The 19,040-nt window shown below is 37.9% G+C and carries 17 protein-coding genes; 2 read left to right on the top strand and 15 right to left on the bottom strand.

Features of this window, described 5'->3' with window-relative positions; genetic code table 11:
- Window positions 1-70 precede the first annotated feature (70 nt).
- The 13 genes from BN3004_RS03550 to BN3004_RS03490 form a co-directional block, all read right to left on the bottom strand.
- Window positions 71-1,786: an ABC transporter ATP-binding protein gene (locus BN3004_RS03550; RefSeq protein ID WP_058259891.1), complete on the bottom strand. Its 1,716-nt coding sequence runs from the start codon at window positions 1,784-1,786 to the stop codon at window positions 71-73.
- Window positions 1,779-3,497: an ABC transporter ATP-binding protein gene (locus tag BN3004_RS03545; RefSeq protein WP_058259890.1), complete on the bottom strand. Its 1,719-nt coding sequence runs from the start codon at window positions 3,495-3,497 to the stop codon at window positions 1,779-1,781. The genes BN3004_RS03550 and BN3004_RS03545 overlap by 8 nt, the downstream gene beginning before the upstream one ends.
- Window positions 3,481-4,806 carry a radical SAM/SPASM domain-containing protein gene (locus tag BN3004_RS03540; protein WP_058259889.1) on the bottom strand — a complete coding sequence of 442 codons (1,326 nt, stop codon included), beginning with the start codon at window positions 4,804-4,806 and terminating at the stop codon, window positions 3,481-3,483. The genes BN3004_RS03545 and BN3004_RS03540 overlap by 17 nt, the downstream gene beginning before the upstream one ends.
- Before the next feature lie 762 nt (window positions 4,807-5,568).
- Window positions 5,569-6,141, bottom strand: a complete 573-nt coding sequence (locus BN3004_RS03535) for a methyltransferase domain-containing protein (protein ID WP_058259888.1) — start codon at window positions 6,139-6,141, stop codon at window positions 5,569-5,571.
- A gap of 69 nt (window positions 6,142-6,210) precedes the next feature.
- A complete protein-coding gene (locus tag BN3004_RS03530; RefSeq protein WP_058259887.1) occupies window positions 6,211-7,260 on the bottom strand; it encodes a DMT family transporter in 1,050 nt (349 codons plus the stop codon).
- The gene (locus BN3004_RS03525; RefSeq protein WP_196792476.1) at window positions 7,253-8,182 is read right to left on the bottom strand and encodes a carotenoid biosynthesis protein; all 930 of its coding nucleotides are present in this window, start codon (window positions 8,180-8,182) and stop codon (window positions 7,253-7,255) included. The genes BN3004_RS03530 and BN3004_RS03525 overlap by 8 nt, the downstream gene beginning before the upstream one ends.
- Before the next feature lie 107 nt (window positions 8,183-8,289).
- Window positions 8,290-9,231 carry a Fic family protein gene (locus tag BN3004_RS03520; RefSeq protein WP_058259885.1) on the bottom strand — a complete coding sequence of 314 codons (942 nt, stop codon included), beginning with the start codon at window positions 9,229-9,231 and terminating at the stop codon, window positions 8,290-8,292.
- Between the two features lie 124 nt (window positions 9,232-9,355).
- Window positions 9,356-10,804 carry an aspartate ammonia-lyase gene (locus BN3004_RS03515; RefSeq protein WP_058259884.1) on the bottom strand — a complete coding sequence of 483 codons (1,449 nt, stop codon included), beginning with the start codon at window positions 10,802-10,804 and terminating at the stop codon, window positions 9,356-9,358.
- A gap of 613 nt (window positions 10,805-11,417) precedes the next feature.
- A complete protein-coding gene (locus BN3004_RS03510; protein WP_058259883.1) occupies window positions 11,418-12,857 on the bottom strand; it encodes a glycogen synthase in 1,440 nt (479 codons plus the stop codon).
- Window positions 12,857-14,695, bottom strand: coding sequence for an ATP-binding protein (locus BN3004_RS03505; RefSeq protein ID WP_058259882.1), 1,839 nt, complete (start codon window positions 14,693-14,695; stop codon window positions 12,857-12,859). The genes BN3004_RS03510 and BN3004_RS03505 overlap by 1 nt, the downstream gene beginning before the upstream one ends.
- The gene (locus BN3004_RS03500; protein WP_058259881.1) at window positions 14,692-15,630 is read right to left on the bottom strand and encodes a DNA double-strand break repair nuclease NurA; all 939 of its coding nucleotides are present in this window, start codon (window positions 15,628-15,630) and stop codon (window positions 14,692-14,694) included. Before BN3004_RS03500 ends, BN3004_RS03505 begins: the two co-directional genes overlap by 4 nt.
- A 1-nt stretch (window position 15,631) precedes the next feature.
- On the bottom strand, window positions 15,632-16,468 hold the full coding sequence (gene rsmI / locus BN3004_RS03495) for a 16S rRNA (cytidine(1402)-2'-O)-methyltransferase (RefSeq protein WP_058259880.1): 837 nt from the start codon (window positions 16,466-16,468) through the stop codon (window positions 15,632-15,634).
- Complete coding sequence (locus tag BN3004_RS03490) at window positions 16,455-17,150, bottom strand: tRNA1(Val) (adenine(37)-N6)-methyltransferase (protein WP_058259879.1); 696 nt, start codon at window positions 17,148-17,150, stop codon at window positions 16,455-16,457. The genes rsmI and BN3004_RS03490 overlap by 14 nt, the downstream gene beginning before the upstream one ends.
- Window positions 17,151-17,229: 79 nt before the next feature.
- On the opposite strand from BN3004_RS03490, the gene BN3004_RS03485 reads away from it, so the two are divergent.
- Together BN3004_RS03485 and fdxA are read left to right on the top strand one after the other, a co-directional pair.
- A complete protein-coding gene (locus BN3004_RS03485; protein WP_058259878.1) occupies window positions 17,230-17,490 on the top strand; it encodes a DUF1294 domain-containing protein in 261 nt (86 codons plus the stop codon).
- Between the two features lie 63 nt (window positions 17,491-17,553).
- Window positions 17,554-17,721: a 4Fe-4S ferredoxin gene (gene fdxA / locus BN3004_RS08225; RefSeq protein WP_082244065.1), complete on the top strand. Its 168-nt coding sequence runs from the start codon at window positions 17,554-17,556 to the stop codon at window positions 17,719-17,721.
- A 137-nt stretch (window positions 17,722-17,858) separates the two neighbouring features.
- On the opposite strand, the gene BN3004_RS03480 is transcribed toward fdxA, so the two are convergent.
- Together BN3004_RS03480 and BN3004_RS03475 are read right to left on the bottom strand one after the other, a co-directional pair.
- The gene (locus BN3004_RS03480) at window positions 17,859-18,116 is read right to left on the bottom strand and encodes a hypothetical protein (protein WP_058259877.1); all 258 of its coding nucleotides are present in this window, start codon (window positions 18,114-18,116) and stop codon (window positions 17,859-17,861) included.
- A 116-nt stretch (window positions 18,117-18,232) separates the two neighbouring features.
- Window positions 18,233-19,039, bottom strand: coding sequence for a hypothetical protein (locus tag BN3004_RS03475; RefSeq protein WP_058259876.1), 807 nt, complete (start codon window positions 19,037-19,039; stop codon window positions 18,233-18,235).
- Window position 19,040 lies beyond the last annotated feature (1 nt).

The following is a 19,040-nucleotide window of genomic DNA, read 5'->3' as shown; positions in this document are numbered from 1 at the left end:
TTTCCCTTAATTATAGCATAAAGAGACAAAAAAATCAAAGACCGTTTATATATGGTCTTTGATTTTTTTATTACTTATAAAATTTTGCTTGTGCCTCATACATCTCTCTATAATATGGCGAATTTTTTAATAGCTCATCATGCGTGCCAAGATTATCCACTCTGCCATCTTTAAAGACTACTATCTTATCAACGCTCTTGCATATACCAAGTCTATGTGTAACGATGATGGACGTCCTTCCCTTTGATATGTCAAGGAACTTCTTTAAGATCTCGCTCTCTTGCATCGGGTCAAGAGCCGATGTTGCCTCATCAAGTATTATAAGCTTAGCATCCTTATACATGGACCTCGCTATGTCAAGCCTTTGCCTTTCGCCGCCAGATAACTCTACTCCGTCAAAGTCCTTGCCAAGCCTTGTATCAAGTGAATGCTCTTTATATAATTTGTCTAAGCTCACATAATCAAGCAAAGATTTAATTCTTGCTTCATCATAAGTTTCTTGCGAGGCTATATGCTCAGCTATACTTAAATTAGTCTCAGTTCTTTCTTGAGGAACTATAGTGTAATCATCAAAACTAAGTCCTCTTACCTTTATATTTACTCCAGCAAAAGATATTTCCCCGCTCGCATCGTAAACGCCAGTCAAAGCCTTTGTAAATGTAGTCTTACCTGAACCGTTATAGCCAACAATTGCCACACTCTCGCCCTCATCTATACTTAGGCTAATATCGTGAAGGCCATTATCAGTCTTTGGATAAGTAAATGAAGCATCTTTTACGCTAATTTTGCCAAAATCTACATTGTAAGCCTTTTTCTCTTCGCTGCTGTCCATAAAAGTAAAGTAATCGCTTGCGAAGGAAATGTTTCTCGGTAAATTGCCGACAGTGACTATCATCTCTTTACTTGAGTTTTGCATATTTTGATAAGCCATAAGTGCAGCGCCCATCATGCCGATGAGTATCTTGCCATCAAAGGCAAGTTTTACCGTTATGACTATGGCTATGGAGAAGGCTATAACGCTTAGTATGTCGCAGAAAAGTAGTGACTTAGCATCTTTTAGTCTCTCATCAAAATACTTTTTGCTTGTATCTTTAAATACCTTTGTATATTTACTTAAGAAAAACTCAGAGCTATTATATGATTTTATCTCTCTATTAGTTTTAGTGTCTGTAAATATGCTATAAAAATAATTTAGCTTTCTCTCGTCAAAGGCTTCTATGCTCTTTAGATCATAAAAGGCTTTGCCGCGTATAAGTCTTGTGATTAGGTAGGGCACTACTGTTAAGACTGCTAGTGCAACTAAGTATGGGCTATAAGTCCAAAGTGTTGCAAGTATCAAGATGACTTCAAGTACTTGACCTAGTGCCATAGCAAGTAACCTTACCGAATTACTTAGCCTTTCGTCGTCAACAGCTGTGGCTGCCCTTTCTTCTATAGTTAAAAAATCTCTATCTTCAAAGTTAATTAAGTCTACCCTTGATAATTTTGCTGCCATTTCTCTATTTAAGTAACTGCCAGTTTTTTCGAATAAATAGCCATTCATCGCTATCGCATATAGGTACTCAAGAAGTCTTTCAAGTGCTATGATGATTAAAAGCATGACTCCATACTTAATAAAAACGTTTATATCAGAAAAGTTTTTGATGTATTCATAGCCGCTTTGTATGATGTGCATTGAGGCATATAGCTTTGCTGCAACGAAGAAGCCTGAAGTTATATGGTAGATGAAGACATATACGGTCGCAATTGGTGTTACGCTAAAAACTTTTTTAATTACCTTAGTCATTTTTTGCCTCCTTATACCAAGCCGCTTGCTCAGTGAACATCTTTGCATATTTGCCGCCCTTTTTCATAAGAGTTTCATGCGTGCCTCGTTCAATAAGTCTTCCCTTGTCAATGACTAGAACCTCATCAGCAAGCTTTGATAAGACAAGTCTGTGTGTTATAATGATTGCACCACGCATCTTAAGCACCTTGATTATGCCCTCATACATCTTCGCTTCCATCATCGGGTCCATGGATGCAGTTGGCTCATCAAAGATAAGAAAATCAGAAGACTTTGAGATGGCTCTAGCTATGGCAAGCCTTTGGCTTTCGCCACCAGACAAATATACGCCGTCATCTTCAAGCTTACCTAAATTAGTTTTTTCATCGTATTTATCAAGCTCCATTAAATCTAAATCGCTTGAAATATCTTTATCATCGCCAAGCAAAACATTATCCCTTATACTAAGTTCATAGTTTTGAAAGTCTTGATAAACTATCGCAAGCTCATTTGCTAATTCGTTTTTCGATAAATAATATGGCTCAGCGCCATTGATCTTGACGGTTCCACTCGTTGGCTTGTAAAGTCCAGCTATTAACTTGATTATAGTTGACTTGCCAGCGCCATTATCACCAACTATGGCAGTTACTTTATTTTTGTCAATCTCTAGAGATAATTCATCTAAAACTATGTTTTCACTTTGTGGATATTTAAAACTTAATTTATCAAAAACGATTTTTTCGCCGCTTTTTACTTGCTCTCTGACTTCTTTTTCGTCATAATCAAGAATATATAAAAGAGTTTCTGCGATGTAGCCAGAATTAGCTACGCTAGAGGCTTCATATACAAAGTCTTCAGCCATATCCAAAGTGGTCGACGCAGATGTGATGACTGCTGTAAGCGAACCGACAGTAATTGCTCTTTGAATAAGTTTTAGTAGGGCGAAAAGTATTGCAAGGCCCATCCATATTATATTTATAAAAGAGCTAAGCAAAAGATATTTTTGACTTGCAATAGTCGTCTTAAGCCTTTCATCAAAAACGGCCTCGGAATATTTTTTAAACTTCTTAAGAAATAAGTTCTTCATTTGAAAAACTTTTATCTCGTAAATGGCGTTCTTGTCCTTAAGTATCCTTAAAATATTTTCCATCTCACGCTCGTTATGTGATGTGTTCTCAAACATCTTGTTCATATTGTTAACGGCTTTGAAGCTGAAAAATACATCAAGCGCAGCACTTATGATATAAGCAAGGCCAAGATAAGCTGATATTGTAAAGAAGACAAAGGCAATACCCACTACCTTCACCACAATAGCTGCTATGGCGATGGATGAGTTAAAAAGTTCAATCACTGCCATATGAGGACGGTCCTTCACCTTGTTTAGCTTATCTTGAAAAGCAGACTTCTCTATCTCTTCCAAAGATATTTTATCTAGTTTATTCATTACAGCCGTGTTTAAATTAAGTTCTAGTTTTTGCTCAAGCTTTATGTCTAAAATATTTCGAATGAACTTAGATACTTCTCCCCAAGCAAATAAAAGTATCAAAAGAATGACTGGAAATAAATTACGTTCTCCATGTACATAGTTAAGAATCGAGTCGACAGCCATAGCCGTAGCGTAAATTATCGCCGGACTAACAAGAGCCGTGATTAAAGATTCAATTAAAATGAATATGTATGTGGAGCCTGCATGCTTACGTACAAGTTTATACGTGTTAAAAATCGCTTTCATAGCAACGCCTCCTAAAAACATTGTTGTCTATTTCCTCTACCATTGTAGCAATTTTAATTATGTCGTATATATGTTTATCAAATATTCCTTTTTGGCAAGATGATTTCTTTTCTGACGATATCATTTCATATTCACAGCCACCATTACAAAGTGGAGAATACTTGCACTTATTGCAATTATAATCTAATCTTTTCTTTTTATTTATTAAATTTATTATAAATTTTTCTGGGTTATTTGTGATATCATAATAAGTGCCTATTTTAAAATCATCTAATCCTAGTCCAGATATACAATTATAAACCGAGCCATCAGGAGAAATAATTAAGTCCGTTGGTAAATTTTTAATACATATTGGAGAAGGTAAAATCGAATTAATAGCAACATTCTTATTAATCAATTTATACATACAATCGTAATAAGTATTTTGATATTCACTGTCAGGCAATATGTTTTTTATAGTAAAATCAGACTTCTTAAATGGATGACACTCAAGCCCTAGATTAAATATTATTCTTGGTCTACAGCTATAAATATATTCTTTAAATTCCTTTATTAAATAATCAATAAGATTTATATAGTCATCCTTGTTAGCTTTATCCAAAACAGTGTTTATCGTAATTAAAACATCAGTACTTGATAAAAACCACTTGATATTATTTATGATATTATTAAAAGGTTTTTCTCCTATGTTTTTAGAAACTCTTCTTAAATTATGAATATTTTCAGTTCCATCAATTGTAATTTGTAACGAATTTAATTTATATTTATTAATAAAATTAATTATATTTTCATTGCAAATAGTGCCATTAGTAACAGCGTTAATATTGGATATGCAAATATTATTTAACAGTAAACCATCAAACAGTTTATCGAATTTTTCATATTCTAATAGTGGCTCACCACCAAACATGCATAAATCTATTTGTTTTGCATTAAATAAGTTAATTAATTTTAACCATAAATCTAGCTTTTCATCCAAATTAATTCTTCTTATTTCTTTAAATGTATTTTGCTGCATGCAATAAGAACAGTTTAAATTACAGTTATATGATAATGCATCAGTAATGGTTAACTTATTAAAATTGTACTTTTCTTTATTTTCAAAAAATTTTGATACTAAGTTATAGTTAAAATTATCTTCAAAAATAATAGATTTATCTATAAGTAGTTTTTTATTTTTTTCAATTGTATTCTCGATAGTGCCATCTTTCGCTAATATAAATGATGTAAATAAATGTGGATTAAAAATTAATACCTTATCATTTTCTTCAGTTACATATGCCCCATTAATAACTCTTACGTCCTTCATTTTTACCTCCATAAAGTAAGATAGCTACACAGATATTTTGTTTTATTAAATATTAAAATCTTTAGTTAGCACACCTTTGACTTCTACATGTACAGCCGCCATATATAGTTTGTTGATTCCTTAGAAATTTTCTGACTCTAGATATCATTATCTCACCTCCATTCTATGAAAATTAATCTATGTAGCTATCTATATACATAATATCACCTTAGAATACTAAAGTCAATATTTATTTTATTAAATAACATTAAAATTTCTTAATTGTCAAGACATATGTTACACTTAGAATAATATTCTTTTACAACTAATATGAATATGTATGTGGCTCCAGCATGCTTGCGCACTAGTTTGTAGGTGCTAAAAATTGCTTTCATAGCCTCACCTCCATTGATATAAATATAAAAAAACACCCCCCCTCAAACGAAGGAGAAAAGCTTGAGGGAGGGTTAATATAATAAACTATTCCTTGCATCTATCGTATCACTTTGCAAACTAATTGTCAAGTCATTTAGCTAAAGTTATAGTGTTTTTTTGCAAATAAATGGACGCCATTATTAAATAGCATCCATAAGCATGATTATTAAATTAATTAAGCGGCTTTATCGCGAGTATCTTGCCACGCTTGATAAATTCGTCAAGGCCTTCGTGGCCCCACTTGTTTAGGTACTCCTCTGTCAAGTCCTCTTCGACAATTGTATATGGCATAAAGCCGACCTTTTCTAAAATTTTATTCAGAGCCTCTGAAGTGATGGATCCACCCACTCATGTCGCATGAAAGATGGGATCGGCTAGGATATCATCAGGAAGCTTTTTTATCTGAATGATGTCACTTATCGAAACACGTCCGCCTGGCTTAAGCACACGGAATATCTCTCTGTAGACCTTTTCCTTATCTTCTAAGAGATTGATAACGCAGTTTGATATAACTACGTCAAAGGTATTGTCAGGCAAGTTGATATCATCAATATCCGAGACTAAAAAGTCCGCATTGTCAAAGCCTCTCTTGTCACGAATGAAATTTGCTCTCTCAATCATCTCAGGAAGCCTATCTATGCCCACAGCTTTGCCTGTGCCGTGCATCTCACGAGCCGCCTTAAACACGTCAACCCCTTTGCCGCAACCAAGGTCAAGTAGCCACTCGCCATCTTTTAGCTTAGCATTTTGAATGGGATTGCCGCAGCCAAGACCCAAGTCGCCGCCAAGCTCTATGTCCTCGTCAGTGTAGCCCAATGAGTAAGCGACAGCCCTCTGCTTTTCCTCGTCCGAAACCTTATTGTCTTCGGCTATCCTTTTATAAAATTCATCAACATATTGTTTTGTATCTGTTTTATTCATATCATCACCATAGTATATATACCCAGAACATATTTAAAATATTCTATATGTTATATTATTTATTAATATTTATAAATTATTTTTATGAAGCCTCATATGTTCTTCGCTGCTCAAAAAGGCGTTGTGGCTCCTGCCATCTTCATCTAAAAAGTGCTTGTGCTCATGCTCGTGTGTAAATACATGTGTATGAGTGCTTCCGTCATGTGTATGTCTTATCGTATGTGTGTGCAAGTGCGTGTGTTTAATTAAGCAAGTATCCATAGCTACAAAGACGGTTCCTATCACCATAAATACTAGGCCGATGAAGTACGAAGCGCTTAAGGCTTCTCCGTTAATTAAAAAGCATAGAAAGGTTCCCACAAAGGGAGCTATTGCATAGTAAGCGCTGGTCTTAGCGGTTCCTAAATCTCTTTGGCTTCTTACGTATAGGAAGATGCTTAGGCCATATGCCACGTAGCCAAGCAAAAGTGCATAGGCGATGTATCTAAATTCAGGCAGCTGCTCCCCGATGATGAATGAGATGATTAATGATGATAGTCCTGAGCATATCCCTTTGATCGTAACTATCTCATAACTTGATTTATTTGAAATTTTTCTCGTGCAATTGTTTTCAAGCCCCCACGAAAGTGTCGCAAGTATTACAAATAGTGATCCATAGGAGAATTTAAATGCTCCTTCACCCTCGAATGAAAGTATTATACTTGAAACTGTTATAAAGGCTATCGCTATCCAGAGATTTTTCGAAACTGCTTCTTTGAAAAACACTAGAGCGATGATACTTGTAGCAACTATCTCGAAGTTTCCTAAAAGCGATGCGTTTGCTGACGAGCCTATGGATATGCCTATCATTAAAAATATGGGTGCGATGACGTCTAAAAGAACCATCAGTACCGTATATGGCAGGTCTTCTCGACTTAAGCGCATTGAGCTGTCTTCTTTTTTGTATTGAAATAGGTACATAATGCCAACGCCTATGCCAGCTCCTAGATAAAGGAAGGCGGCCATGAATGTCGGCGAGATATTTTTTAATAAAACTTTTGAAAATGGTGTATTAAGCGCATAAAAGACGGCCGCTAATATGGCGCAGATTATTGCGATAAGTTTATTATTTTTATTCATCTTGAAGCTCCTTAACAAAATCTTCATCATCAGTACCAAAATTAATCAAAGTAAGTAGCACTGTGCCAAGAGATAGTAGTGCACAAAGCGCAGTATATAGTGGCTTTGCGCTTAGTATGCCTAAGCGCACAAGACCCACTAAACAGTAAAGATATAGCGCGAACCAAAATATTGTTAGTGCTGCGTCGTCTAGTTTTATCTTTACTTCTTTTCTCCTTAAAACGATTTCTCTAATCAGCCTTATAAATATATATAGCCACAAAACCACAAAGGCGATGAATGAAAACCATTCATCCGTTACATCATTTAGCTTAAGCGATATGAAGCTTAAAACGCCAACTGTCACGACCGACATAAGCCCTATGATTATGGCGGCAATTACGTTTTTGATTATGGATTTTTCATTGCGGCGCCAATATTTTTGTGAATAATAAATTATCGACGGTGTTTCAAACATATAGCCAAGGAAGTTTACCCAGATGACGGACATAAAGGTATGGTGGTCAATGACTAAGTTAATGGGTCTACCATCCCATGCCCAAAAGCCGCCCGAAAGCCTTATCGCAGCTACATCTAGTAAGAGGTCCATCGACACAACGAAAAAGCCCGATAGAAGCGCCGTCATTATTGGGCTGAGTTTAAATTTCTTGGCAAGTCTATAGGCGCAGACGGCCACTGCGCCCCACATAAGTCCGCCGAAGAAAGGGAATTGATATGGCTCTACGCCTATCATTATGTAATAGAGCTTCGAGTAGTGATAGATGTCTGTTAAGCGCACCGCAAGCAGCTCGAGCGAAAAGCCCGCTATCGCCGCGGATATGAACATATATACTTCGTTCCACGCCTTTTTCTTAATCACGTCAAATAAAAATATTGCGACGATTATGTAACAAATTATTTCAAATGCATTGATCCAGTTCATAATTAACTCCTTTTTGTTTTATACTTATATTATAACACAAATTTGCAGATAAAAATGGGGAGCATTTGCATCAAAATTTCAATGCATTTGCTCCCCAATGAGAATATTTAATTTAGCTTTTTCCATGACTTCTCTTTCATAAACTCACTTATTATATTAATGTCTTCTCCTTCATAATAAGCTACTAGAAGCTTTTTAAACTCTTCTACTTCATTCTCTGGTATTACCAAAAAGCCTCCTGCGTGAGCTATTAAGTAGTGATTAGCAAAAATTATTGCGCTCCTTTTGTTTCCATCAAGAAATATTTGTTTCTTCATTGTATATATACATAGTTTTATAGCTATGTCTATGGCTGGAGCATCTTCTAAAATAATGCTATTTATATCATCTTTAACATCTGCTTCCATAGGTATTGGCGGTAAATAGCTTGATCCGCCTATCTCAACTGGCAATGATCTCATGCGTCCGCCATCTATATAGAAGCCCTCGTTAACTAAGTTTGCTATCTGTGAAAGCAAATAGTAATCGCTTTTGCAAGTGATAACATCCTTATCAAGTATAAATTCCCAGGCGTGCTTTAAGTTCAAAATCTTTTGCACGTCACTTGCTTTAACGCCGCTAACCTTGCCATTATCAATAATTTCTTCTGTTTGAGGAAATGTTGTTCCAACACCTTCGAGAACTGCTTGATCATATATATTTGTCTTCATATTGGCTCGAGCAAAATCAATATTCATCAGAACATTGCTTGATAAACTAGCTTCTTCGTAGCCAAGGCTAGCAAGCTCCTTATCTAGTGCACGTAATTCTTTTTTTATCTCACGCGCTTCTCTTGCATTGCTAAGCAAAATATTATAAAGTTCATCGCTATATACACCAACGTAGGACGACTTTTGTTTGCCAAGCTCTCTTTTTCTCACATAAAGATATTTTTTATCACCACGAGTCTTTACTTCGGGTGTTCCATCGTAAGGAAGAAGCCTTAGCCTTGCGTTAAGGTCTGCTCGTCTCCTAATGAGCTCTTGAATGTCTTCATATTTTGGACTCATAATGCACCTCCTATCTCTTTTATTAATTATATCATTATTATTACCAATAAGCAAGAAAAATGGGGAGCATTTGCATCAAAATTTCAATGCATTTGCTCCCCATAAGTTTTTTATTTTGTTTTATTTATTTATCGTCGTCTTCCTTGTCGCCTTTATCCTTTAATAACTCCCTCGCTGCAATTCCCGGTTTAGTTAATTGGAATGGGTTGAAGATCTCATCTATTTCTTTTTGGTCAAGGATATTGTCTCTTAGTATGATTGAAGTAACTGATTCGCCTGTCTTAAGCGCTTCTTTAGCGATGGCTGCTGACTTCTTGTAGCCGATGTGCGGTACAAGGGCTGTAACCATACCTACAGAGTTATCAAGTAGCGCCTTGCATCTTTCCTTGTCAGCAACGATGCCTTCAACGCAGTTCACTCTTAGAGTTTCGCAAGCGTTTCCAAGTGTTTCAATCGATTCGAAAAGCTTGTAGAACATAACTGGTTCGAACGCGTTTAGTTCAAGTTGACCAGCTTCAGCCGCCATAGTGATACACATGTCGTTACCTATGATTGAGAAAGCAACTTGGCTAGCTACTTCCGGTATAACTGGGTTAACCTTTCCTGGCATTATGGATGAGCCATTTTGTCTAGCTGGCAGAATGATTTCGCCAAAACCAGTTCTTGGTCCCGAGCTCATAAGTCTTAGGTCGTTACTCATCTTTGATAATGTTATAGCGCAAGTCTTGATAGTTGCTGATAGGAATGCCACTCCGTCAAGGTTTTGAGTGCCATCAATCATGTCGTCCGCTTGTTTAAGTGATAGTCCTGTCACTCTCGCAAGTGTCTCAGTAATATTTACATAGTAGTTAACATCAACGTTTATACCAGTACCGATGGCAGTTGAGCCCATGTTAATAACCTTAAGCACGTCTCTCGCCTTTTTAATTCTTCTAACGTCACGGCGTAGAGCACTTTGGTATGCGTGGAACTCTTGTCCAAGTCTGATAGGTACTGCGTCTTGTAATTGTGTTCTACCCATCTTGATAACGTCGTCAAACTCAATCGATTTCTTTTCAAGAGCATTTATAAGATCCATCAATTGGTCGATAGTCTTGTTAACAAGCTTAACAGCAGCTATCTTACCAGCTGTTGGATAAACATCGTTAGTTGATTGGCACATGTTTACGTCGTCATTTGGGTGAACGTGGTCGTATGTACCTAAGTCTCCGCCCATGATCTCGTTAGCAAGGTTGGCTATAACCTCGTTAGCGTTCATGTTAGCTGTAGTGCCCGCACCGCCTTGAATTGCGTCGCAGATGAACTCGTCGTGATACTTTCCTTCGATAATCATATCACAAGCCTTGGCAATGGCCTCTTCCTTTTCCTTAGACATAAGGCGTGATTGTTGGTTAGTGATAGCGCAAGCCTTTTTAATTTCAGCAAGGGCAACAATCATCTCTGGATGAATGTGTCTGCCAGTTATATGAAAGTTTTCCTTACCTCTTAGACTTTGAACGCCATAATAAGCGTCTACTGGTACTTCCTTCTCACCAATAGAGTCCGCTTCTATTCTTTTTTTGATTTCTTCCATGACTTACCTCCCGATTTTTAATTACATCATCATTCTAACACATAATCGAAAAGCTTGCAAGTGCTTAAACCTAGGATAATGGCGTAGAGTTTTTAATCTAGTAAAGTATTTGCAAGCTAAGTGAATAGATAATTCATTGTGACTCAAATCACAGTCCTTATATGAGTAAATATGAAAGAAATTATTTAATCTTTTCAAAAAAATTAATAAAATTTTCTTGCTAATGGCCTTGCCGCGATAATGGTTTTGCCACGATAATGGTCTTGCCATGATTATTGTTTTGCTCACTTAATCGCCCAGCATATGATAAGTAAATTCACTTCATCAAGCGCTCGTCATACGTTTAGTAATTTTACCTCATCAAGCGCTCGTCATAGCCTTAGTAATTTTACCTCAGCAATCGCTCGTCACTATACAAGAAAAGCTCCTTGCACTGAGCAAAGAGCTTTAACTTTGTAATTTCTTATTTAGATGTTTCTAATATATTTTTTAATTTTGCTGGAAAAATGTGATGATTACGCGAAATGGAGCTTTGAGGCAAGCGGAATGTATAATCATACCTGAGCATTGCCGAAAAGCGAATAAGCGTAAGGGCGCATTTTAACGCAAAATTTTATTCGTCGCATAAATTTTGATACAATTCAATATACTTCTCTGCAGTATTTTTCCAGCCATTGTCAACTCTCATTGCGTTCTTAAGTATCCTATTGAACTCATCCTCATCTTGATAATATAATTTTAACGCCCTATTAAGCGCCACATACATTTCATTCTGATCAACATTTTCAAAGGCAAAGCCATTGGCGTGCTCCTTGTCATCATTATAAGCAATGACCGTGTCCTTAAGTCCACCAACCTTCCTTACTAAAGGCAGCGAGCCGTAGCGCATGGCAATCATCTGAGCTGATCCACAAGGCTCAAGCTCCGACGGCATCAAGAGTATGTCCGATGCGGCGTATAATCTTCTCGCTTCGTTCTCATTATAATAAATCCTTGCCGCCATCTTGTCCGGGTACTTTTCTTCGAGCTCTCTAAACTTTTCTTCGAAGCTCTTAAAGCCAGTGCCCATGATGATGAAGTTGCAGTCGAGCTTAACCATCTCTTCTATGGCGCCAATCACGAGCTTAATGCCCTTCGAGCGCTTCATACGGCTGATCATAATGACTAGAGGCTTTTCAGCATCTTTCTTAAGTCCATAGTAGTTTTGAACTTCTTCCTTATTATATCTCTTAATCTTAAAGCCATTTGCATCGTAATTTTTGAATAAGGCCTTGTCCGTCATCGGATTGTATTTTTCCTTGTCTATACCATTGACAATGCCGTGAAACTTGTAGCTATACTCCTTAAAGACTTCTTCGAGCCCTTCTCCAAAGTGCGGATCCATTAACTCGTCTCTAAAGGACTTACTAATGGTAGTCACTATATCCGCTGAGACAATACCTGCCTTAAGCATATTGATCGAGTCGATGAACTCATAATTTTGGTCCTTAAGTACATCGAGGTCGGTATCGACTATGCCGGCTATGATATTTTGATTGAAAACTCCTTGGTACTTTAAATTATGAACTGTGAAGACGGTTCTGATGCCTCTGTAATAGCTGTCGCTCTTCCTATATTGCTTTAGTAAAACGGGCACAAGTCCTGTGTGCCAGTCATTCGCGTGAATGATGTCTGGCTTGATCCCATACATTTGAATAAATTCCAAAACGGCCTTGCTAAAGAAGATGTAGCGCTTGGCGTCATCAAACTCACCATAAATTCTGTCTCTCTCAAAATAATCTTCATTGGCAATAAAAATATATTTAACGCCGTCCTCTTCGTACTTAAAAACGCTCGCATAGATAATGCCGTCGCCCATCATGACCCCGTAGGATGACATGAACTCGACCTTCTCTTGATATTCACTTTTAATTGGCTTGTGCAGTGGGATGAAGACGTAGACGTCGTTACCCTCTTTGGCGACCTCCTTTGGAAGGCACCTCATGGTCTCGGCAAGTCCCCTTGTTTTGACGAAGGGACTCACTTCTGCTGCTAAAAAAAATATTCTCATCATTATTCCTTCTCTATATATTCATTTTGTCCGAATGGATTTGTTCTCTTACTGATGTAGCCCTCGTCTGCAAGGCGCTCAAGTATGTCCTTAAACTCTTCTGTGCTCATGGTGCCAACTGTTTTTTCAAGCCTTGCCGCTTCACGAGTAAGATTAAAATCGCTTATAGGCAAATTATCCTTTATCTCTTCAAAGACCGCCAGCATCCTATTTTCTGTCTCGCCCTTTAACTCTAAGAATGGATTTACTTTGTCTATGGCCTTGGTGTCTGCAAAACGAAATCTTGTAAATATGGTTCTGCCAAAGGAGGCCTCGGATATAAAGGCATCGCCTGTAGTCAAGTAAGGGAGCCTCTTCGCGTCGTCTGAACTGATGTCTGTCTCCTCTTTTATGGTACTTATGTCTGACTCTCTAACCGTTCTTAGTATAAATTTTGTATTGAGCTGAGCAGTGATAGTGTCATCAAGCAGTGTAATTCTTTGTGTTGCGAGTATCAAGAAGACACCATACTTTCTTCCTTCTTGAGCAACTTCTTTGAGAATGGGTTTTGACGCGCTCTCAAAGGCCTTCGGAGCAAAATTGTGTGCTTCATCTGTGATTATGATAAATGGTGGGAAGTAGTCCTCATCGTTAGTGCCAAGTAGCTTTGCGTCCATATAGGCTCTTCTCTTGTAATAAAACTTCTTAAGTATATATGATGAATAAACTTCCAAAAGTCTTGTTGATCCCTTTAATGATATAAGCTTGCCGCTTCTAAGCGCAGCCTCTAAAGCTTCTGAGCTATTGCTAAAAACATTGTCCTGAACAAGTCTTCTAAATCTCCAGCTAATACCCTTTAAGCTCGATGCATTAAGCTTGCGGCCATAAGTCTTTTGGTAGCCAAGTAATCTTCTTATCCTATCTGCCTCCGCTGCATCGCCATTAAGCTCTGCTGTCTGCATATCCATATTGAGAGCTTCCTCAGTCCTGTCAAGTGCTTCAAGTATTTCACTTAGTCTAAGTCTAAATGCGTCGACACTCTCGCCTCTTTTGAAGACTTCATCAACTGAAGTATCCATCGCGTCAGTCATTGCGCCCGCTGCGTTTAATAAATTTTTGAACTCACCCACATTTAGGTCTTTAAAATCAACTCCGACGTCCTTACCAAGCAAAAAGCTTTGATATAGACTGCTATAATCAGCCGCTTCGTCGTAAGTCTTTAGCTTAAAATCCATCTCGTAGTGAGGGTCTAAAACTATAGTCGGTATCCTCTTTTTCATTAGCTCTTCGATAATGACTCTTAGGGCAAATGATTTACCCGAGCCAGAGCCGCCGAAGACGCCTATGTGTGGGTACTGACTGAACTCGCTCACATTGAAGATATAAGGAAGGTCCTTTTGATTTTTTCTCTCGCCATTCTCAAAAGTGTAGACGATGTCCTTTAGCTCCTCGTCCGCATTTTTGTAAAGGTCGTCTGTGTTCTTGATAACGCCAAGCACCAAGCCATCTTTAGGTGACGACTTGATGATAAGGCTCTTAATCTCATCAAACTCGGGCACTCTAACAGATGAACCCGCCATGATTGGGTACATCGCTTCCTCTAAAAGCCTTAGCTTAGCTAGGTAGACGACCTCGTTATTCACGTCGTAACCCAAAGCCAATAAAGAATCGATCACGCTTTGATCAACAAAATCATTTTCCTTTTCAAATGGCATAAAGCGATTGAAGGTGTTTGCTTCAACAACTTCGCCAATATAGTTTTTTACTTTATCTTCAATGAGCAAAAACTCATTTATTCTAAAATTTCTCTCATTCGAGGCCAAATAAACCTCGCTAGTACCTGTTAAACCTAAGACCTTCATCTAAAATTCCTCACTTCGTTAAAATATCTATCGTAAACGTCCTTGTCAAGCTCCTTGACTAGAACCCTCTGTTTAAGTTCATCCGTAATTTTGACCTTCTTGTCAACTATATCCAAGATTATGGGTATGCCTCTCGAATCCTTTGGCGTCAATTTGATTATGGTTTTGAGCACATCCTTCATAAAATCTTTTTGCTCAGTCGATATATCTACGCCGATGGCATAGGGCTTGGTTGATGTGCGTGCAAAGGCACTCGTTATGCCCTCTTCAGCCTTGTTATTGATCTCGTCATTGATAAGCATCGCCTCTTTATAATCAAGTAGCGAGAAGAGTATCTCTCTATCGTAAGCCTTTAGATCCAGCTCTTTACCAAGTATTGATGTCTTTATCTCTTCTATGACCCCAGCTAAAATTATTCCGCGCTCTATGCAAATCTTTTTCAGCTCTTCAAAATCTTCCTTACAGCTGATGATGTAGCGGATAAAGCCGCCGTCCATAAATATCATCTTAGGCGTTTCTTTCTCTAAAGCCTCGATAACGACGCGCACCTCGAGCCTCGCCATCTCTTTTTTTACGTACATTTCTGACTCGAAAGAAAATTCATCCTCCTCTTGCACTTGCCCTTGCATTGGCGAGTAAAGACTGCTCTTCCTGTGCTCAAAGCCGCCCTTTGTCGATATCACAAGTGCATCTATCACGCTTATGTAGTGCGGATAAAGAGAGCCTATCCTGCCCAGTGAGCCGTCCACAGCCCAGAGGCCGCCTTCATCAGCCAATCTTTCTAGGTCAATATCGTCATCTATCAAATACTTTTCGGCAAGGCCAGAATAAATCTCCTTCTTAAGACCTTCTCTGCCCCTCTTATCAATATCCATGGACTTTTCTTTTATTAAATTGTTGAGGTCCCTCATCTTTATGATTAAATCTTCGTACATCTTAGTCTTCCTTTATCTCAAGCAGCGCCTTATAGGCGTCATTCTTCTTAAAGCCAAGCTCCTTTAATTTATTAGTGGCGTCCTTCATGCTTAGGCCTTCGTCAATAAGTGCTCTTGCCGCTTCATTTATGTCCATGGTCTCGCCACCATCATCACTATCAATGCCCGTAATAGTTATTATAAACTCGCCACGCGGCTCATTCTCAGTAAAGTGGGCTATGGCCTCGCTAATGCGCATATATAAATTCTCTTCAAAAACTTTTGTTAGCTCGCGGCTTATGAAAATCATTCTGTCGCCATAAACCTCAAGCGCCGTATTTAAAAAAGCGATGAGCCTATGAGGCGCTTCGTAGTAAATTAGCGGCATGGCGTATGATTTATAGCCTTCCATAAACTTTTTGCGCTTCGCATCCTTTTGAGGCGCAAAGCCAATGAAGGCGAAGTGACTAAGGTCAAGGCCGCTCGCCATAAGCGATGTGACAAAGGCTGTCGCACCAGGTATGGCTGTAACAGTGTAGCCCGCCTCTCTCGCAGCACGCGCCGCAATCACACCCGGGTCGGAGATGCCAGGCGAGCCCGCATCAGAGACTATGGCAACGCTCTTGCCCTCACTCAAAAGTTCGAGTATGTATGATGACTTATCCGTCTCGTTAAATTTGTGATAAGCAAAGAGCGGCTTTTTTATCTCATAGTGCTTTAGTAAGACGCCCGTGTGCCTTGTGTCTTCGCAAGCAATGTAGTCAACAGACTTTAATACGTTTAGCGCACGCAAAGTGATATCCTCGTAGTTACCTATGGGCGTTGCGACTATATATAAAGTGCCTTTATTCATGTCCATTGTAAATCTCCTTTACTTCCTCTGTGTAAGTGCCATCCGCTTTGTAAACGACTAGCTCATTCATGTAATCAAAGCCCACTTTTTCAGATTTTTCAAGCTCTAGTAAAATCATATTAGCCTTTTTCTCTGCAAATGGTTTTACAGCTCTTAATCTTCTAAGATTAATGCCATGATTTTTGAAGTTCGAAATTATGTCAACAAGCCTAGCCGGTCTATGAACCATAAATATCTTGCTATATGGCTTAAGTAAATAGCTCGCGGCTCTTGCTATATCATCTAAGTTTAGTAAGAGCTCCTGCCTCTTGTAGTCGCCCGAGGCTATGTTGTCCTTGGGATTTAGATAAGGCGGATTAACTGAAAGGCTATCGAAAGCATTTTTCTTGAAGTGCTTTTCTACTTCTCTTATATCCATTTCCATAGCTGTGACTCTTTCATCAAGCTTATTTATGGCGATGGACTTCTTAAAAAGTTCTATCGCCTTATGATCAATATCAGCTCCGACAATACTCGCATCTTTATATAAATATGCTAGCCTTAAAGCGACTATGCCATTGCCAGTGCAAAGGTCGATGTGATTCTTCTTAGCCTTAGCAAAGTCAGATAAAAGGACTGCGTCTATCCCAAAAGAAAAATCGTCCTTGTCCTGATATATGTAAAAATTTGTGCCTGATACTTGATCCATATAAGCCTCCTTATAAGTATTATATCATTTATTCTGAGTAAAAACAAACAATTTTGGGTATATAATTAACGGTGATATTATGCTTAAATATTTATTCTACGGCATAAACGTAATTTGCTTTTTGGCCTTTGCCATCGACAAGTTCAAGGCGGCGAGTGGCAATTACAAGCACAGAACGCCTGAGAAAGTGCTCTTGGGTCTCGCAGCAATTGGCGGCGCGCCACTAGGTGTAGTCTCTATGCTAATCTTCAGACATAAGACGCAAAAAATTAAGTTTCTGACTATAATGCCGACGCTAGCAGTCATTTGGCTATATATTTACAAAAGCTATATAATGTGATACTAATCACTTGACAAATGAATATTTATAAATTATAATGAAAATACAAAGGAGGGATAATGAATGGCATACAAAATTTCAGAAGAATGTATAGCATGCGGACAATGTTTACCAGAATGTCCAGTTGACGCTATATCAGAAGGCGATATCTACATAATTGACGAAGACAAATGCATCGACTGCGGTCAATGCAACAGCGTTTGTCCAGTAGATGCTCCACAACCAAACTAGACATAAGAGCATTGGACTAAGGCTTCACGCGTGTGAGGCCTTTTTATTTTGCCAAAATCGATTCATGCATAAAATAAATCACGCTTCTATATAAAGTAAAAAGGCAAAACATCTAAGTTTTGCCTCTCTATTTATAATTATCTTCTATTTTCAATTTTAAAAGTATATGTCTTACCCTCTTCGACTTTCAGTACTCTAAGCTGTCTTTCTTTAAGCGGTATTACATATATATCCTTCGGGAATTTAATCATACTTGCTTCTACCTTTTTATCGTCAACCGATAAATATATCTTAGCCTTGATTGCCTTGGTAAAGTCAATTACTCCTTGACCAAGCTCTATGTATAAGCCGTTTGATGATTCTGATCTCATAACTTGTAGCTCTAACTCTTTCATCTTGCACTTCCTTTCTAGTTTGTCTTCATTTAATATTATAACCTAAACTCACTAAAAATACAAGCTTTTAAAAAAAATTTTTAGCCCTGTCAATAGACAAGGCTAAAATATTTATTCTATTTTGTAAAGTTGTCAATAATTTCTTTTATCGCAATCTTTGTTTCTTTATCGTAGACTAAGCCTTCTACGTGAGGCCAATTCTCATTTGCTTCGTTTTTCTTTGCTTTTTCATACTCTTCTTTATTAACTATGACTATGCTGTTCTTATGCACGTTTGGAACGTCTTCTAAGAATAAAGACTCGTCCTTTGGATAGCCAGGAACATTGTCAAGGTCTAGTGTAAAATCTTTTAGTCCTGCTTCTTCAGCCTTTTTGTATAAGTCTTTCATGATTTCGCCGAAGCTACCAATCATGGCATCACTAGCAATCTCTTGGGCAATATTTTTATCTCCGTCTACCATTTTGAGTAAAGAATCTTCGTATCCTTCTCCATCTTCAGGGCTAATCTTTTCTTTTAGCTCGTAGTCATCACCCTTCTTCTCATAAACAAGTTTTAGAGGCATTTGCATACCAGCTGTGTTCGTAAAAACGTGGTCCTCATAGATGTAAGCAAGTTCGGCATATGATAGTAGCAGCGTAAGCTTATCCGCATCTTCCTCTGCTTTGGCAATTTTTACGTATTGAGTAACTAAGTCTCCTTCTACAAGACCCGATATGCCCTTAGTCCTCTTAACAAGTTCAGCGTATTCATTGTTTTTCTTCTCTTCTTCGCTCATTTCTTCTTCGCCATTGTCACGGCTCTCAGTTTTTTCTTCTTGCTTAGTATTTTCTTTTGGCTCTTCTGTTTTATTTTTATTGCATCCTATGAATAGCATGGCCACCGCCATTAGCATAGTCATTAGCAATATTAATTTCTTTTTCATC

Origin of the sequence: Fenollaria timonensis (assembly GCF_001457835.1) — a bacterium.
GTDB lineage: Bacteria > Bacillota > Clostridia > Tissierellales > Peptoniphilaceae > Fenollaria > Fenollaria timonensis.
This window is presented reverse-complemented; position numbering and strand designations above follow the sequence as displayed.

Coding starts and splice junctions, on each gene's coding strand:
- BN3004_RS03550 (WP_058259891.1), bottom strand. CDS start 1,786: ATGACTAAGGTAATTAAAAAAGTTTTTAGCGTAACACCAATTGCGACC.
- BN3004_RS03545 (WP_058259890.1), bottom strand. CDS start 3,497: ATGAAAGCGATTTTTAACACGTATAAACTTGTACGTAAGCATGCAGGC.
- BN3004_RS03540 (WP_058259889.1), bottom strand. CDS start 4,806: ATGAAGGACGTAAGAGTTATTAATGGGGCATATGTAACTGAAGAAAAT.
- BN3004_RS03535 (WP_058259888.1), bottom strand. CDS start 6,141: ATGAATAAAACAGATACAAAACAATATGTTGATGAATTTTATAAAAGG.
- BN3004_RS03530 (WP_058259887.1), bottom strand. CDS start 7,260: ATGAATAAAAATAATAAACTTATCGCAATAATCTGCGCCATATTAGCG.
- BN3004_RS03525 (WP_196792476.1), bottom strand. CDS start 8,182: ATGAACTGGATCAATGCATTTGAAATAATTTGTTACATAATCGTCGCA.
- BN3004_RS03520 (WP_058259885.1), bottom strand. CDS start 9,231: ATGAGTCCAAAATATGAAGACATTCAAGAGCTCATTAGGAGACGAGCA.
- BN3004_RS03515 (WP_058259884.1), bottom strand. CDS start 10,804: ATGGAAGAAATCAAAAAAAGAATAGAAGCGGACTCTATTGGTGAGAAG.
- BN3004_RS03510 (WP_058259883.1), bottom strand. CDS start 12,857: ATGATGAGAATATTTTTTTTAGCAGCAGAAGTGAGTCCCTTCGTCAAA.
- BN3004_RS03505 (WP_058259882.1), bottom strand. CDS start 14,695: ATGAAGGTCTTAGGTTTAACAGGTACTAGCGAGGTTTATTTGGCCTCG.
- BN3004_RS03500 (WP_058259881.1), bottom strand. CDS start 15,630: ATGTACGAAGATTTAATCATAAAGATGAGGGACCTCAACAATTTAATA.
- rsmI (WP_058259880.1), bottom strand. CDS start 16,468: ATGGACATGAATAAAGGCACTTTATATATAGTCGCAACGCCCATAGGT.
- BN3004_RS03490 (WP_058259879.1), bottom strand. CDS start 17,150: ATGGATCAAGTATCAGGCACAAATTTTTACATATATCAGGACAAGGAC.
- BN3004_RS03485 (WP_058259878.1), top strand. CDS start 17,230: ATGCTTAAATATTTATTCTACGGCATAAACGTAATTTGCTTTTTGGCC.
- fdxA (WP_082244065.1), top strand. CDS start 17,554: ATGGCATACAAAATTTCAGAAGAATGTATAGCATGCGGACAATGTTTA.
- BN3004_RS03480 (WP_058259877.1), bottom strand. CDS start 18,116: ATGAAAGAGTTAGAGCTACAAGTTATGAGATCAGAATCATCAAACGGC.
- BN3004_RS03475 (WP_058259876.1), bottom strand. CDS start 19,039: ATGAAAAAGAAATTAATATTGCTAATGACTATGCTAATGGCGGTGGCC.